General features: G+C 35.9%; 17 protein-coding genes, 1 pseudogene and 1 riboswitch. Of the genes and pseudogenes, 6 read left to right on the forward strand and 12 right to left on the reverse strand.

Annotation, left to right across the window (positions count from 1 at the left end; genetic code table 11):
• The first annotated feature begins 63 nt into the window (after nt 1-63).
• From ACFVQC_RS08780 to ACFVQC_RS08790, 3 genes and pseudogenes are all read left to right on the forward strand, one after another.
• Nucleotides 64-918, forward strand: coding sequence for a patatin-like phospholipase family protein (locus ACFVQC_RS08780; RefSeq protein ID WP_377898165.1), 855 nt, complete (start codon nt 64-66; stop codon nt 916-918).
• A 134-nt stretch (nt 919-1,052) separates the two neighbouring features.
• Nucleotides 1,053-1,256, forward strand: a complete 204-nt coding sequence (locus ACFVQC_RS08785) for a hypothetical protein (protein WP_377898166.1) — start codon at nt 1,053-1,055, stop codon at nt 1,254-1,256.
• A gap of 15 nt (nt 1,257-1,271) precedes the next feature.
• Nucleotides 1,272-1,427: pseudogene (locus tag ACFVQC_RS08790) on the forward strand (sugar ABC transporter ATPase); the annotation flags it as partial.
• A gap of 27 nt (nt 1,428-1,454) precedes the next feature.
• Here the strand turns inward: ACFVQC_RS08790 and ACFVQC_RS08795 are convergent.
• From ACFVQC_RS08795 to ACFVQC_RS08810, 4 genes are all read right to left on the reverse strand, one after another.
• Nucleotides 1,455-2,450 carry an ABC transporter permease gene (locus ACFVQC_RS08795; RefSeq protein ID WP_377898167.1) on the reverse strand — a complete coding sequence of 332 codons (996 nt, stop codon included), beginning with the start codon at nt 2,448-2,450 and terminating at the stop codon, nt 1,455-1,457.
• Complete coding sequence (locus tag ACFVQC_RS08800) at nt 2,434-3,921, reverse strand: sugar ABC transporter ATP-binding protein (protein ID WP_377893575.1); 1,488 nt, start codon at nt 3,919-3,921, stop codon at nt 2,434-2,436. The genes ACFVQC_RS08795 and ACFVQC_RS08800 overlap by 17 nt, the downstream gene beginning before the upstream one ends.
• On the reverse strand, nt 3,918-5,030 hold the full coding sequence (locus ACFVQC_RS08805; protein WP_377893574.1) for a sugar ABC transporter substrate-binding protein: 1,113 nt from the start codon (nt 5,028-5,030) through the stop codon (nt 3,918-3,920). The genes ACFVQC_RS08800 and ACFVQC_RS08805 overlap by 4 nt, the downstream gene beginning before the upstream one ends.
• Nucleotides 5,031-5,117: 87 nt before the next feature.
• Nucleotides 5,118-5,223: riboswitch (SAM riboswitch) on the reverse strand.
• Between the two features lie 92 nt (nt 5,224-5,315).
• The gene (locus ACFVQC_RS08810; protein WP_377893573.1) at nt 5,316-6,617 is read right to left on the reverse strand and encodes an NCS2 family permease; all 1,302 of its coding nucleotides are present in this window, start codon (nt 6,615-6,617) and stop codon (nt 5,316-5,318) included.
• Between the two features lie 224 nt (nt 6,618-6,841).
• Here ACFVQC_RS08810 and ACFVQC_RS08815 point away from each other — a divergent pair, with 224 nt between their 5' ends.
• From ACFVQC_RS08815 to ACFVQC_RS08825, 3 genes are all read left to right on the forward strand, one after another.
• Nucleotides 6,842-7,708 (forward strand): SDR family oxidoreductase, encoded by an 867-nt coding sequence (locus ACFVQC_RS08815; protein ID WP_377898655.1) that lies wholly within the window; start codon nt 6,842-6,844, stop codon nt 7,706-7,708.
• A 211-nt stretch (nt 7,709-7,919) separates the two neighbouring features.
• Nucleotides 7,920-8,681: a L,D-transpeptidase gene (locus ACFVQC_RS08820; RefSeq protein WP_377893571.1), complete on the forward strand. Its 762-nt coding sequence runs from the start codon at nt 7,920-7,922 to the stop codon at nt 8,679-8,681.
• 163 nt (nt 8,682-8,844) lie between these two features.
• Nucleotides 8,845-9,096, forward strand: coding sequence for a hypothetical protein (locus tag ACFVQC_RS08825; RefSeq protein WP_377893569.1), 252 nt, complete (start codon nt 8,845-8,847; stop codon nt 9,094-9,096).
• Between the two features lie 32 nt (nt 9,097-9,128).
• On the opposite strand, the gene ACFVQC_RS08830 is transcribed toward ACFVQC_RS08825, so the two are convergent.
• From ACFVQC_RS08830 to ACFVQC_RS08865, 8 genes are all read right to left on the reverse strand, one after another.
• Nucleotides 9,129-9,344: a DUF1540 domain-containing protein gene (locus ACFVQC_RS08830; RefSeq protein WP_377893567.1), complete on the reverse strand. Its 216-nt coding sequence runs from the start codon at nt 9,342-9,344 to the stop codon at nt 9,129-9,131.
• 72 nt (nt 9,345-9,416) lie between these two features.
• Nucleotides 9,417-9,869, reverse strand: coding sequence for a thioredoxin family protein (locus tag ACFVQC_RS08835; RefSeq protein ID WP_002201704.1), 453 nt, complete (start codon nt 9,867-9,869; stop codon nt 9,417-9,419).
• 12 nt (nt 9,870-9,881) lie between these two features.
• Complete coding sequence (locus ACFVQC_RS08840) at nt 9,882-10,301, reverse strand: disulfide formation protein C (RefSeq protein ID WP_002116351.1); 420 nt, start codon at nt 10,299-10,301, stop codon at nt 9,882-9,884.
• 166 nt (nt 10,302-10,467) lie between these two features.
• Nucleotides 10,468-10,719 carry a YhdB family protein gene (locus tag ACFVQC_RS08845; protein ID WP_002150460.1) on the reverse strand — a complete coding sequence of 84 codons (252 nt, stop codon included), beginning with the start codon at nt 10,717-10,719 and terminating at the stop codon, nt 10,468-10,470.
• 124 nt (nt 10,720-10,843) lie between these two features.
• Nucleotides 10,844-11,353, reverse strand: a complete 510-nt coding sequence (locus tag ACFVQC_RS08850) for a PCYCGC motif-containing (lipo)protein (protein WP_002063869.1) — start codon at nt 11,351-11,353, stop codon at nt 10,844-10,846.
• A gap of 54 nt (nt 11,354-11,407) precedes the next feature.
• Entirely contained in the window at nt 11,408-12,508 is a 1,101-nt protein-coding gene (locus ACFVQC_RS08855; RefSeq protein ID WP_377893562.1) for a GerAB/ArcD/ProY family transporter, read from the reverse strand.
• A 12-nt stretch (nt 12,509-12,520) separates the two neighbouring features.
• On the reverse strand, nt 12,521-13,603 hold the full coding sequence (gerYC, locus tag ACFVQC_RS08860) for a spore germination protein GerYC (protein WP_377898168.1): 1,083 nt from the start codon (nt 13,601-13,603) through the stop codon (nt 12,521-12,523).
• Complete coding sequence (locus tag ACFVQC_RS08865; protein WP_377898169.1) at nt 13,600-15,105, reverse strand: spore germination protein; 1,506 nt, start codon at nt 15,103-15,105, stop codon at nt 13,600-13,602. Before ACFVQC_RS08865 ends, gerYC begins: the two co-directional genes overlap by 4 nt.
• Between the last annotated feature and the right edge of the window lie 35 nt (nt 15,106-15,140).

The following is a 15,140-nucleotide window of genomic DNA, read 5'->3' on the forward strand; positions in this document are numbered from 1 at the left end:
GAAAAAGATACTTAACATAGTGAATAATTAAAGAGTCAATGTATATAAAGAGGAGAGAATAACATGCTTGAAAATACGGGGTTAGTATTAGAAGGAGGCGGTATGCGTGGTGTATATACTGGTGGGATACTAGAATACTTTATGGAACAAGATTTATATTTTCCATATGTAGTCGGTGTATCAGCTGGTGCTTGTCATGCAGCGTCGTATCTTTCCAGACAAAGAAATAGAAACAAAACGGTCAATATTGATTATGTATCACATCCGAAGTATTTATCGTATAAAAACTTATGGAGAAAACGTCAGTTATTTGATATGGATTTCATTTTTCATGAAATACCAGAAAAGCATGTGCCGTTTGATTTTGAAACATACTTTAATAGTCCCGAACGCTTTCTTGTAGGAACAACGGATTGTGAAACAGGACAGTCTGTTTATTTTGAAAAAGAGGGAACGAATGATGATGCGCTAAATTTATTACAAGCGTCTAGTTCATTACCTTTCATTGCACCAGTAGTAAATTACCGTGGTAAGCAGTTATTAGATGGCGGGATTTCAGATCCGATTCCAGTGCGTAAAGCACAATCGGACGGGTTTAAAAAATCAGTCGTTATTTTGACGAGAAACCATGGTTATGCGAAGAAAAAATCAAAATTTGGATGGATTGCAACGAAAGCTTATAAAAAATATCCGAACCTTGTTAATACGATGCTAGCTCGTTATGAAGTGTATAATGAAACACTTCACTACATTGAAAAAGAAGAGCAAGCGGGTAATTTATTTGTTATTCGCCCGGAAGTGCCGCTTCAAGTAAATCGTATGGAAAAAGATGCGGCAAAGCTACAAAGTTTATATGAGCAAGGCTATGAAGATGCAAAGAGACAATTTGCAGATTTACAGTCGTTCTTGCAAAAGTAATAATTAGGCTGTGGAGAAGGAGTTCTCCGCAGTCTTTTTTATTATTGATCTATAACTGAATGCCATTTTAGAAACATATATATATATTTAGTTATGGTATAATATGGATAAAGTTGTGTGGAGAGGTGATACATATGGAAAATGTATATAAGGGGCTTAGACATACTGGATTTACTATGATACTTATTTTTGGTGGTGTATTTCTACTTCGCTGGTTCATCCATGATGAGATGCTACTGGACCAGCTTATTGGGTTTAGTGTAGGAATGATGATGGTTATTTCATCATTTTTTATTCAAAAGTATAGTAAAGAGTTACAGGTAGATGAGAGGTATTAGAAATTGTGAGCGCCCTTTATTTTGGCTTTTATTTCTGCTGTTATGCTTGTATTTAATAACGGAATGGGAGAGCTGATGATAGCAGCTTTCCTAGGATTTGTAGCAGTAGCGAACTTTCTCTTACTGCTTGCGCTAAAAGTAGTTCGTGTGATTGTTGCAAAAGGAAAGTAGAGCATCGGAATTCGATGCTCTACTTTTTTATTTAAACTTTTTTTTAATAAATGAAAAGGCTAAAGCTGTAATTAAAATACTGCCTTTAATGATATCTTGTGCATAATAAGGAACGTTCATCATTGTGAGGCCATTTAATATAATTCCAATTAATACTGAGCCAAGAAATGTTCCGACAATGTTTGGTTTCTTTGCACCAAACATTGCATAACCGATATAGGCAGCTGCAACTGCATCCATTAATAATGGGGCGCCTGCTGAAACTTGTCCTGTTCCAACGCGGCTACATAGAATGATGCCGCCAATAGAGGCAAGTAAACCGCTAATCATATAGGCATATACACGGTAACGATCAGTAGGGATACCGGCTAGTCTAGCAGCTTCTCGATTCCCACCTGTCATATAAAAGAAACGACCGTACGTTGTTTTTTCTAAAAATAAATATGCAATCAAAACGACGCTAAGCATGATAATGACAGGGACTGGAATTCCTAAAACGGAGCCCTGACCGATAAATAAAAAGGATGGAATAAAATGTCCTGTGGCACCAGACATTCCTTCATAAATAGAAGATCCTTTTGAGAATGTTAAGTGTAGTCCATTCACGATATACATGATACTTAATGTAGCTAGTAAATCTGGTAGCTTAATTCGGATAACGAGTAGTGCATTTAATAATCCAACTAATAGTCCACAAAGAATAGGAATAAGGAGTGTGACTATTAGTTCTTGTCGATATAAAACGAGACAAGAAGCCGCGGTAATTGTGGCTAAACTAGCGGTAGAGCCGACTGATAAATCAAATCCATCTACAATTAATGTAAAGGTAACACCAATTGCAAGTAACGTTACAATAGAAATGGAACGTAAAATATCACTAATATTGTTGTAGGTTAAAAAAGAATCGTTGGCGATAGAGAAAAAAATTGTAACACCTATAATGATAGCAATCGTGCTAAATTGATAAAAAAGATGGGTAGGTAAATATAATTTCTTAGTTTTAGTTTTATGAATGAGATTCAATGGAAAAGCTCCCTTCAGATAAATGTAAAAGCTGTTCAGGAGATAGGTCATTCGGCAAGTACTCACCAACAAATTCGCCGTTTGCTAGTATGAGAATACGATCGGCGATATGTAGCGCTTCATCTTGTTCTCCTGTGAAATAAATTATGGAATTTCCGTCATTTGTAATGTTACGAATGGATTGAAAAATGTCTTGTTTCGCAGCGATGTCTACACCTTTAGTTGGCTCGTCCAAAAGAAATAGATTAGGTTTGAATCCATGCCACTTTGCAATTGAGACTTTTTGTTGATTTCCGCCGCTAAGTGAATGAATAAAGGCTTTTGGATCATTTGGTGAGATGCCGAAAGCAGTAATTGCCGCAGTAGCATTATTTAATTCGGTTTGTTTTCGTCTCCAACCTGATTGGTGTAAATTTGTGTGACTTATAATATCTTCCGAAAGAAATACGCCTTGTTTTCTTCTTTCTTCTGGTACAAGCGCGATTTTCGCTTTAATCGCATCTTGCGGTGTTTTAATCGTTATATTTTGACCGTCGATTTCTGCTTGATAAGTATGACGAGCACCAAATAAAGTTTCAGCAAGTGTTGTTTTTCCGCTTCCAATTAATCCGTATATCACAACAGTTTCTCCTTTTCGTACTGTAAGAGAAAGCGGAGGATGGTCTTTGTGTAATTGAAGTTCTTGTACTTTCAATATTTCTTCGCTCCCGAGTTTTGGTGTTGTATTAATAGGAAGTGTAAGTTGTTTTCCAGTCATTGCTTCAACAATTTGTTGATCCGTAATCGTTGTAATGGTTTCAGAAAGTGCGACTTTACCTTTATATAAAACAGTTACCTCATCCGCAAATTTTCGAATCTCTGATAAACGATGAGAAATCAGGATGATGCCAATTCCTTTTGATGTTAAATCTTTTAATAGTTTTCCAAAGGTTTCGACTTCTTTTGGTCCAAGAGAAGAAGTTGGCTCATCTAATAAAAGATAATTTGTATTGTTAGATAGAGCTCTTGCGATGAGAAGTAATTGTTTTTCATGTAATGAGCAGTTTGAAACATCTTCAAGCATATTTAAGTCGGCCTGTACAGCTTGCAAGTATTGTTTAGCGAGTGCCACTAATTTTGATTTTGAAAATAGTGCTTTATTTTGCATTGCTAAATGATCGATTAGTACATTTTCTAATACGGATAATCCAGGAATAAGTCCGTGATCCACTTCTTGTGTTACGAAAGAAATACCATGCTTTTTTGCATCGCGTGGTGAAGTAAAAGAAACGGGCTGATTATTAATTGTTATGTGTCCAGCAACTGGTTGAATTTCACCAGTTGCTATTTTTAGTAAAGTACTTTTTCCTGCACCATTCATTCCTAGTAAAGCGTGAACTTTTCCTTTTTGTATGTTAATAGAAATATTTTCTAGTACAGGGGTAGCGATGTGATAAGAATGTGTAATGTTTTGAAGAGAGAATGGCATCATTTTTTCTCCTTCTCTAATTTTTTCATCCAAGGTGAATATGCATCTTTCGAGTCTCCCCAACCGTTTATATGTTTTGATAATTGATCCATCGTTATATTTTCTTGTGGTAAAATATTTTTCTTTACTAAATAAGGTTCTAGTGAATAAATATCTGGCGTTTGTTCACCAGCGATTTTCTTGTATAAGAAACGCACTTGAACTTTACCGACTTCAGCTGGATCGGTTGCAGCCGTAGCAGTCCAAGGTGAATTTTCTTTTTGCATGAGTTGTAAATCTTCATTACTTAAGTCGATGCTGTATACTTTTATATCTGTACGACCAGCTTGTTCGAGTGCTTTGACGGCCCCTTTAGCAAACTCATCCCACGAAGCGAAAATAGCTTGTAAGTCACCTTTTTTTGGATATTTTTTTAGTAAAGCTTCTACTTGTGTTTGTGTATCAAGTGGTGTGTTATTACTAGCGGTACCAAAGCGTGCCACTTCTTTTATATTTGGATAACGTTTATAAAAAGCATCAATGATAACATTGCGACGTTCCATTGGAGAAAATCCGCCAACCCATACGACGGCGATATTCCCTTGTCCATTCAGATCTTCTGCTAACGTTTTTAATGATTTCCATGCAAGACTATAGTCATCTTGATCAATAATCGTTACGCCTGGTAAGCGTAGGTCGTTATCAGATGCCACTACAGGAATGTTCGCTTGTAATGCTTTTTCTACTCCGGGTTTTAGTGCTTCAGAGCGACCATGATCAATTAAAATACCATCAACTTTTGAATTAATAGCAGTATCTAGATTTGCTGCCATTTTTGCTAAATCATTATCAGAATTGTAGACTTGCACACTGCCACCGAATAGCTCGACTTGTTTTTTGACACCCTCAATATATTGAGAGGAAAAAGTTCCGATGGACATTTGCATAATTAATGCGATTTTTAATGGCTTTTTTACTTGGCTTGGAATTTCTGTTTGTAAATGATTTTCTGCTGTAGTAGCTTCTTTCTTCACCGTTTGTTGCCTTTGTGAAGAGATAGCATCTTGTTCATTTGTGCAAGCTGTTAATGCGAGTAAGAGAATAATGAGTACGGTGGAACATAATTTTTTCATAAAAAAATCCCTCCTAAATTAAGAAGAGAGAGGAGGGAGTGAAAATAAAAACGTCTTTTCATATAGAAAAGACGTCTTATCATATTACTCTTATCTTTCAACACAATGTGTTGTAAGAATTAGCACCGTGCCCATAAATGGGTCGGTTGCCGGGCTTCGTAGGGCTCATCCCTCCACCTGCTCTTGATAAGACATCGAATATTTAACTATTTAGAATTATTCCATAAGTATATACTGTTGTCAAATGTTTTTTTGTAAATAAAAAATCCCTCTTTATGAGGGATTTTAATGTGGTAAGAAAACTAATTGATAAGCGAACAAGATTCCGAATAAATACACAAGCGGGTGAACAGCACGGAATTGTCCTTTTGCCAATTTCATAAGTGGGTATGAAATAAATCCAAGTGCAATTCCTGTTGAGATACTTGATGTAAGTGGCATGCTTAAGATTACTAAAAATGCTGGGAATGCTTCATCGAATGTATCCCAATCGATGTGGCGAACTGAGCCCATCATAAGACTACCAACGATAATTAATGATGGTGCTGTAATAGCTGAAACGCCAGAAACAGCACTCACTAACGGTCCGAAGAATGCTGCTAATGCAAATAGAACAGCTACTGTAACAGTTGTTAAACCAGTACGACCACCAGCTGCAACACCAGCAGATGATTCAATGTAAGCTGTTGATGGTGTTGTTCCGAACATAGCTCCAATTGTTGCTGAGAATGAGTCAGATAGAAGAGCTCGTCCTGCTTTTGGAAGCTTTCCGTCTTTCATAAATCCACCTTGTTGTGCAACGCCAAGTAGTGTACCTGTTGTATCAAATAGTGTAACGAGGAAGAATGAGAACACAACGCCGTATAATCCGTAGTTAATTACATCAGATACAGCAGTAATTGGATTTGAAACGATAATTCCTTCTGGTAATCCAGGCATTGATGTAACGCCGTTTGAGAATGTTAATTGACCTGTGAAGTAAGCGATAATACCAGTTAATAACATTCCGATAAATAGTGCCCCGTTTATATTTAAAGACATAAGGATAATTGTAATTCCAAGGCCAGCTAATGCTAGTAGAACTGGAGCAGAGTGAAGATCGCCAAGCCCAACTAAGTTTGCATCATTTTTTGTAACAATTCCTGTTAAGCGCAAACCGATAAAAGCAATAAAAAGACCGATACCAGCAGTAAGTGCATGTTTTAAGTTTTCAGGAATTACTTCCATTAATTTCGTACGGAAAGATGTGAATGATAACAAAATTAAAATCATACCTGCTACGAATACAGCAGAGAATGCAATCGCGAAAGTCATGCCTTCATGAGCTTTTACAACAGAGTAAGAGAAGTAAGCATTTAATCCCATACCTGGTGCAATTGCGATTGGTAGATTAGTAAAGATCGCCATAAATAATGTTCCGACAACAGCTGCAATGATTGTCGCTGTAAATGCTTGCTCAAATGGAACGCCTGCATCCCCAAGGATGACAGGGTTTACGACAATGATATATGCCATTGTTAAAAAGGTAATAATACCTGCCATAATTTCAGTTTTAATAGAAGTTTTATGTTTTGAAAGGTTAAACATATAAACATCCTTTCTTTTTACGAATAATTTTCACAACAGTTATATATAATATTCGTTTTTTAACTATTTTGCAATAGTTTTGCATAAAAACTTTAGAACAATTCCTATTTTATGTCGTAAATTCGAATATTAACCGTAAAACTGTGTGTGAATTGTGGTTTTTTAATGTGTAAGTAGTTTTTTTTATTGTGCGCATTATAAGGGGAAAGGAGTTGAAGGAAGTTATGCCGCAGCAAAAAAACTTTGTAACGATGCCAGCGCAACATCAAAATAAACAGCCTGGTATTGAATCATTAATGAATCCTCGTCCAAAGTTTGAAGATCCTAATTATAAAGGAAGCGAAAAGTTAAAAGGAAAGAATGTATTAATTACAGGGGGAGATAGTGGGATTGGGAGAGCTGTGTCCATCGCTTTTGCAAAAGAGGGAGCAAATATTGCGATTGCTTATTTAGATGAGGACGAAGATGCAAATGAGACGAAAAAACTTGTTGAGAAAGAAGGCGTAAAGTGTGTATTGTTGCCGGGTGATTTAAGTAATGAACAACATTGTAAAGATATTGTGGAAGAGACCGCCCGACAGCTAGGTAGTTTAAATATTTTAGTGAATAACGTCGCACAGCAATATCCGCAGCAAGGATTAGAATATATTACAGCGGAACAGTTAGAAAAAACGTTTCGCATTAATATTTTTTCTTATTTTCACGTTGCGAAAGCAGCACTCTCTCATTTAAAGCAAGGTGATGTAATTATAAACACGGCATCTATCGTTGCGTATGAAGGAAATGAAACGTTGATCGATTATTCTGCAACGAAAGGAGCAATCGTCGCTTTTACAAGATCGCTATCTCAGTCGTTAGTACAAAAAGGAATTCGTGTAAATGGGGTTGCACCAGGCCCAATTTGGACACCGCTTATTCCATCCAGTTTTGATGAGAAAAAAGTATCACAGTTTGGGAGCAATGTTCCTATGCAAAGGCCTGGTCAGCCGTATGAATTAGCGCCTGCATATGTATATTTGGCGTCTAGTGATTCGGCATATGTGACAGGGCAAATGATGCATGTAAATGGTGGAGTAATTGTGAATGGATAGTTTTCATTTATAAGAGCAAAGTAAAGCTAATTGCATTTATCCCGCTATTTGCGGGCAGTAAGACTCCTACCTCAAAATTCGGTGAATACAAGAAAGTTAGGTGGGAGATAAATGCCCGATTGGTGAAGGCTAATCCTCAGTGGGGATGGACAAAATCCCCCAACGAGTAAAGTTTCACTTTATTATGATGTTAGTGCTAGGGAGGATTTAGATGAAGAAAGTATGGTTTATCGTAATCCTATTTTTCTGCCTGCCAGCTAGCGTTTTTGCTAATACAGATCATTTAATATTAGTTAACCTTACAACGAATCAGCTGTCTTTTTTTGAAGAGGGAAACTATACTAGAACATTTCCGATAACGACAGGAAGAGATAGCACCCCAACGCCTGAAGGGAATTTTTGTATTATAACTAAATATAAAAATAAAGAATACCATCGTAAGAAAATAGCTGGGGGTGCTCCAAATAACCCTCTCGGTACGAGGTGGCTGGGTCTAGATAAAAAGGAATATGCGATTCATGGAACAAATCGGGAATGGACGATTGGAAGCCGGGAGTCGAATGGTTGTATTCGCATGCACGATCGGGACATACAATGGTTATACGACCGAGTACAATTACAGACGAAAGTAATTATTTCGCGTTTTCATACGAGTCCCGAATATGAAGCGTATAAGCTTGGTTATCGTGTTGTGAGTTGGAATGGTCGTAAAGTAGAAGAAGAACAAATTGGAATGCTTACGTTAGTAGACCGTGTAAATATATATTGGCAAGAACCAAATGGACAATTGACGAAAATAAAAACGGTATTGCCAACTGAAAAATATACAGTGTATTCCAAACGAAAAGATGGAACCTATTATATAGGAAACAATTTGTATATTGTAGATGAAACGGGAGAAAAAATTCGTTATGAGCAATTACCTTATTCGATTTTAAGTAACATATATAAAAGGAAATATAATGTTCCATAATAGCTACCGTGTATAGGCGGTAGCTTATTTGTGATGAAGTTTAGTTGGTTTTAATGATTTCATACCAATCGTGTGCCTGCAAATAGTGAGATGAAAAAATTGAAACAGCAACTATTATGTTTTGCTGAATATAATACAGTACAGACTGGGGGGCGGTCACATTATGAAAAGTGAATTTGCATTTAAAATTTTCTTAATCACGACTTGTTTATTTATCGTGTATGTATATGCGTTACTCGTCTTCTCCTTTTATGTTCCATATGTTGATTTAATATTGTTCGTCGGATTTATTTGGGCATTTGTTAAAGCGAGGGAAGGGGAGAAGAGTGTATATCGACGCATTACTTTATGCGGGACGGTCCTTCTCGTTATTTTGTACTTTTTTATGATGCATGATTTTTGGAGGGTAATGTAAAAAAGCATACGACTAATCGTATGCTTTTACGTTTAATATTTCGGTTTAAATGTATGACAACACGTTTCTACACTCGTTGTTACAGAACTTTCAAGCGTCTCGTTTGTTAAAGTAGTGTTTGTATATGAACTGTTTTCAATTTGACCTGCTTCTTGTGCATCAGGTTGAACAACGATTGCACTTGCTTGACAAAGGTTACCTTGTCCCCAAAATGAGCAATTGGAAACAGAGCATTTCACTTCTGGCATAAAACCCCCTCCTTATACATTAGTGTGGGATTTTACACGCATTTCATGTATAGAAGGAGTTTCCTTTTCTTATTATTTTTTCGTTTGCTCAAGCCACTCTTTTAATTTGTCTTCCGGTTGTTCGCCGCTAATACGGCTCACTTCTTTACCATCTTTAAAATGAATGATTGTTGGAGTACCTTTAATTTTATATTCATCCCAAGGAGCATCTAATTTTTCAATATCCATAACTTTCATATCAACATTCAAGTCTTTAGCCATTGGTACTACGATAGGAGATAATTTTTGGCAATGAACGCAAGATGTTTGATAAAAGTATACTGTTTCTTCTTTTTTCTCTTTTAAATTCTTTTGGAGATCTGAAAGAGAAATTTTGTTTGTGTAGTAGTCAGGACCATCTGATTGACTAGTAGCATTATCAATTTTTTGGCTTGTTGAAGCATTTTTTTCTTCCATTTGTGTTACAGCGAAAATTGCTGCAAACAAGGCAATAATAATACCGCCAAATATAAGCATTTTTTTCATTTTTTCATCTCCTTACTTGTTTTTAATTACAATGAAGCTACAAATAGCGATTGTGATAAAGCCGATAAGTGCTAAAAACGGGATTGTCACAAAGCCAAACCAATTTATGTATTCTCCCGTACAAGGTACGCGTCCGCAAGCTGCTCCTGCAGCTGATAGTGCTGAAACTTTTTGAATTGCATAATGATATAAAGAAATACAAGCACCAATACTTGCAATTGGTAAGGAATAACTTGCAATGCGATAATCTTTTTTTACTACAGCAATGCCGAGCCATAAAACGAATGGATACATAAAGATACGTTGATACCAGCAAAGGACACAAGGCTCAAATTTCATGATTTCGGAAAAGTATAGGCTACCTAGCGTAGCAATAAAAGAAGCTCCCCATGCAGTAAATAAAGCATACTCTTGCTTTTTTTCTCGTCCCATATTTTATACCTCACTTATAATAGTTACATACTAAATTATAGTATGAAGTAGTACAGAAAAGAAAGAGAAAATATGTTTATCAATAAAAGTTTTGTAAAAGAAAACTTTTATTGATATAAAAATGTTCAAAAAAGCGCCATTCTCTAAGAGAGAATAGCGCTATATTTTACATTTGAATTTGCTCTACTACTTCTTCTACATGTGACTTCTGGGATGCATGGTCAATATATTGAAATAGGAGCTGCAATTGCTTGTCAACTTCTGGTAATTCTTTACTGTATTGATAAGCGTGTAAAAAGTGTTCAATACGCTTAGAAAATAGTTGATCATTCGTTTGAACCATTAAAACGAGTAGTTTATCCCAATTACAGCAATACGTGTAATAGAGAGCTTTGTCATAGTCGTTATATGTTTGCACTGTGTTACCCTCCTTACCGAAGAGTTATATATAGTGTGTGATAAGCGAGGAGAAATACACTTGAAAGAATTTGTTAAGAAAAAAAGTGAATGAAAAGAAAAAAAACGAGGAGTCTCCTCGTTTTTTAAGCTTTTGGCATTGGCGTAGGTGTTGGTTTTCCATATCCTTCTTTGTATTTATTATCAATATAATTACGAATTTCAAGCGTTGATTTTCCTTTTTGTTTCATCGAAGCAGATTCAACTGCGATTTCTAAGCAATTTACACAAGTTGTTGCATGGGAATCCCAAACAACTTCACCATTCTTTTTGATTTCACGAATAAAGCAATTTTTATTATTTTTATGTCCTACACTTTCACCACAACCGCAGTAACAAGGAATCCAATCCAATAGTTCAGCATTTTGTCCAGCGACAGTATAGATGTCTTTCATTTGTGGATCAAGTTTGTCTAGGAAGGCCGGAAGTGTGTCGACTCCTTTTGTCTTTTCTTGAATGTCAGCTTGCTGAGTATGCGTGGCATGGTCATGCTCTTCTTTTGATTCAGAAGATTTTTTTTCATTTGTACCAGTACTCCCGCATCCAGTAAGAATTAAGCTCAGTACTACAAGTAAAGAAAATACATACTTTTTCATCCGCTTGTCCCCTTTACAAATGTATTAATAAAATTGTATCAGACTAAAGCACACCTAGGGAGAAGTTTTTTTTGAACGATTTTTGAAGCGCCACCGCAGTGAATGGAATAGAAATAAAATCGGTACATAAGCGTAGACAATATACATGCCTATTTGGGATAATATTGTATTTAATGCATTGATACTCTCACGGTTTGTAAAAAATAGGGAGGAAATAAATATAATTGTGATAAAAAGTGGCAATGTAATTTTAAATGGTATGCGAAAAGATTTCTTAGTAATGCAACAAGAAGACCAAATCGTTAAACAAAGGTTAGGTAAAATAATAAGAAACCATAAGAAAATAATAATGTACTCAAACCTTTGGATAAAGGGAACCTTAATAATTTTTAGCATCGTTAATGTTGGCCAAATTGTATGATGTAGTTGTCCTTGGCTATAGTACATAAGGGAAACAAGCGCTAATATTACGTATAGAATGGTTGTAAAAGCAATACCGCTATGTGCCCATTTATTTAACGATTTTCCTTTTTTTATAAATGGATAAAAAATAAGGATTGCTTCAAATCCAAGAAATTCTAATGCAGATGCTTTAGTTGCAGTTAGAATGTCTAAAGGTGAATGAGTGAGAATTGGGAAAATGTTACGGACATGTGCATATTTCATTGGGAAAACTAAGAAAAATAGTACGAAAATCGGTATTATGACGCCCCAGAAACAGATTCCTGTTACAGAGCGGAATCCACCTTTTATTACGTAATATGTTACGAGTAAAAATAATAACGTTAATTTCCACGGTTTAATTGTAGGAAAGACCCAAACTTGAATGACTTCAATATATGTACGAAGAACAGTAAGGCAAAATAATAGAAGGTATGCAGCAAAGCATACGGAAAAAAATGTTCCAATCCACTTTCCGAAACATGTCGTATGAATATTCATTAAATCATTATCTTTTTCTAACATTTTAAGCATGCAAAATAACACGATATGAGTTGCAATACCAGCGACAATAAGGGAAATCCAAGAATCATAACCGGCATATTGCGCAATAATTCTTTGGTATCCTAACACACCTACTCCGATTTGAAGGGAGTGTAATAGAAGGAATGTGAAATAAGGGGAAACAGTATGTGTTTTATCTTGTTCAGCCATTATAGCACCTCACTATTCTCCGATACCAGATTGTACGACATTAATTTGCACATTAACAGCAACGTCTACGCTAGGGTACATTTCTTGAATTTGTTGTATAGTCCATTTTCTTGAATGACTACGAATTTCTTCTCGTATCCCTATTGGATCGATTTCTTTTTCTTGGAATTGTTTTATTAATTCGTTTAAATGCTTCTCAAGCGTTTTTTCTACATGTTTTTTTACGTAAGTTATATTTTCGTTCTTTGCTAAATCGAGCCAGTCGGGAGCATTTTTTATAAGTCCATTTAACTTTAAGTGGATGTTAACTTTCGGAATGTCACCGTTTTGGGAAAGAGAACAAAAACTTTTTCCAGATAAGTTTTGAGTAGCGATCAATCCTTTATGTTTACCTTGACGTATCGGAACTTCGTAACGCCCATTTTTAGTTGGATTAATGAGTAATTTTAATAAAAAAGATCCTTTTTTATCTGTGTACATAACCACTTTATCCTTTTTTAAAAAAGCAAGTCCTTTAATGGAAGCGGACTTGTCTTCATCAACTTTAATATAAGGAAGAAATGGATCGCATCCAGATGAATAAAAGTTATATAAAAAAATATTTAAAGCTGTCCGAGGGATTGTCTCGGTTTCTATATTTTGCTCCAGTAAATCAGATAGATATAGCGATCCATTCGTTTTGACATGTTTAAGTAATTCTTCTGTTGAACCATCTACAAGCGCTAGTTGCACATCTCGGCCAATATTAGGATCACGTTGTAAGTTGGTAATAACATCCCCAATTCCACGTTCACCAAATGATTTTCCAAATAGGACAACACGCATTTGACCTACAGCGATCGTATGTGGTGATTTGGCGTTTAGAAGTGAAGATATTGTTTCAATGGTACCAGCAGTCGTTGATTGAGTTTGAGGCTTTGATTGCACGCCCCTTGTGTAATCGGGATAGAGAATCGTCCCGCGAAATTTTTTATCTTTCGTTATATCAAATCCACCTACATGAATAATTCGCTGTGTGTCTACTATATTTGGTTGTGTACAGCCGGATTGGAAAATTAAAATGATAATGGAAAAGCATAATAAAGTATTTTTCATTTCTCTTCACCATCATGCTTTTCTTTCGCTTTGTTTGGATCATAGCGCCATTTCTTTTTTGGTCTTAGAAAAGAGGCACGTCCTGCAGTTTGACTAAATGGCAAGCGAAAGAGGCCTTCTGCTGTCCCTAAACCGCGAAATGGATATAGAGGTAATAAATAAGGTGATCCAAGTGATTTTAAGCGAATTAAATGAGCTAATATGAATACGAATCCTACAATGAGACCTAAGCCCCCAAATGCACCAGCTAAAAGAATAAGTGGAAATCGTAGTATCCGGATAGTAGAAGACATTTTTACAGTTGGTGTTGTAAAAGAAGCGAGTGCTGATAAAGCAACTGCAATTAATAAAATGGTACTCGTTAAAGCAGCCTGAACAGATGCTTGGCCAATTACAATCCCGCCAACGATGCCGATTGTTTGTCCAACTTTTGTAGGTAATCGTGCTCCAGCTTCACGGAGCAATTCGATTGTGATTTCTAAAAAAAGTGCTTCTAAAATAGGCGGAAAGGGTACATTAGCTCTTGAAAAAATAATCGGGCCTAGTAAATCCGCAGGAATCATTTGATAGTGATACGTTAATACAGCTGTATAAATAGCTGATGAAAATAGCGAGAATGCTGCTCCGAAAAAGCGAACCATTCGAAGAAATGAGCCTGCTATCCATGGTAAATAATAATCTTCTGGAGAGACGAAGAAATCGAGTAATGTCGCTGGTCCAGCTAATGCATATGGTGAACCGTCTGTTAAAATGACAACTCCTCCATTCAATAATGCATAAACGGAACGATCTAAACGCTCTGTAGGGAGTAAAACAGGGAAGGGAGAGTTGCTGTTATCACTAATAAACTGTTCAATCATAGTTGCATCGAAAGGAACATCAAAGTCAATGTCTTGTAGGCGCTGCATTGCAGTATTAACGTGCTGTTCATTCGTAATGCCTTCGATGTAAGCAACTACGACTTTTGTTTTTGATATAGAGCCCACTACAACTTCTTTGAAAACTAATTGCTCCGTTACAATATTCCGGCGAAGTAAGTGTATATTTGTATCAATATTTTCAACAAATCCGACTTTTGGACCGATGACACTATATTCATTTTCAGTATCGTTATATAGCCGTGTACCTAAAACGGAACTTTCAGCACGAATAAGTGCATATTCTGCGATTTGAGAATCATTTTTTAGTTGTATAAGTACATAACCACTTAATAATTTTTCACGAATGTCATCAATAGAAGGATTAGTGATAATCTCCTCAAGTGTGACGATATTTGCTATATCACTTATATTTTCAATGTGATCTAATTCTCTTTTTATAGGTGTTAAAATGAATCGATTAATGAGGAGTGATTCGGCTGTAGATTTATAGTAAAACAAACATAACGTCCCATCTTCTACGATGTTATAAGAAACGAAATCACTAGATCCTTTCATAGTTTGGATAAATTCTGGAATGGAACAGATTGTTTTTTTATTCTTTTTAGACGAAGAACGAAACATTTTCTCACCCCTTACCTACATTATTTACTTATGTT

It is taken from the genome of Bacillus sp. NPDC057893 (genome assembly GCF_042796455.1).
In the GTDB taxonomy this organism is placed as follows: Bacteria; Bacillota; Bacilli; order Bacillales; family Bacillaceae_G; genus Bacillus_A.

What these genes read in the sequence shown, in the direction of transcription:
- ACFVQC_RS08780 (WP_377898165.1), top strand. Translation starts at nt 64, where the DNA reads ATGCTTGAAAATACGGGGTTAGTATTAGAAGGAGGCGGTATGCGTGGT.
- ACFVQC_RS08785 (WP_377898166.1), top strand. Translation starts at nt 1,053, where the DNA reads ATGGAAAATGTATATAAGGGGCTTAGACATACTGGATTTACTATGATA.
- ACFVQC_RS08800 (WP_377893575.1), bottom strand. Translation starts at nt 3,921, where the DNA reads ATGATGCCATTCTCTCTTCAAAACATTACACATTCTTATCACATCGCT.
- ACFVQC_RS08805 (WP_377893574.1), bottom strand. Translation starts at nt 5,030, where the DNA reads ATGAAAAAATTATGTTCCACCGTACTCATTATTCTCTTACTCGCATTA.
- ACFVQC_RS08810 (WP_377893573.1), bottom strand. Translation starts at nt 6,617, where the DNA reads ATGTTTAACCTTTCAAAACATAAAACTTCTATTAAAACTGAAATTATG.
- ACFVQC_RS08815 (WP_377898655.1), top strand. Translation starts at nt 6,842, where the DNA reads ATGCCGCAGCAAAAAAACTTTGTAACGATGCCAGCGCAACATCAAAAT.
- ACFVQC_RS08820 (WP_377893571.1), top strand. Translation starts at nt 7,920, where the DNA reads ATGAAGAAAGTATGGTTTATCGTAATCCTATTTTTCTGCCTGCCAGCT.
- ACFVQC_RS08825 (WP_377893569.1), top strand. Translation starts at nt 8,845, where the DNA reads ATGAAAAGTGAATTTGCATTTAAAATTTTCTTAATCACGACTTGTTTA.
- ACFVQC_RS08830 (WP_377893567.1), bottom strand. Translation starts at nt 9,344, where the DNA reads ATGCCAGAAGTGAAATGCTCTGTTTCCAATTGCTCATTTTGGGGACAA.
- ACFVQC_RS08835 (WP_002201704.1), bottom strand. Translation starts at nt 9,869, where the DNA reads ATGAAAAAAATGCTTATATTTGGCGGTATTATTATTGCCTTGTTTGCA.
- ACFVQC_RS08840 (WP_002116351.1), bottom strand. Translation starts at nt 10,301, where the DNA reads ATGGGACGAGAAAAAAAGCAAGAGTATGCTTTATTTACTGCATGGGGA.
- ACFVQC_RS08850 (WP_002063869.1), bottom strand. Translation starts at nt 11,353, where the DNA reads ATGAAAAAGTATGTATTTTCTTTACTTGTAGTACTGAGCTTAATTCTT.
- ACFVQC_RS08855 (WP_377893562.1), bottom strand. Translation starts at nt 12,508, where the DNA reads ATGGCTGAACAAGATAAAACACATACTGTTTCCCCTTATTTCACATTC.
- gerYC (WP_377898168.1), bottom strand. Translation starts at nt 13,603, where the DNA reads ATGAAAAATACTTTATTATGCTTTTCCATTATCATTTTAATTTTCCAA.
- ACFVQC_RS08865 (WP_377898169.1), bottom strand. Translation starts at nt 15,105, where the DNA reads ATGTTTCGTTCTTCGTCTAAAAAGAATAAAAAAACAATCTGTTCCATT.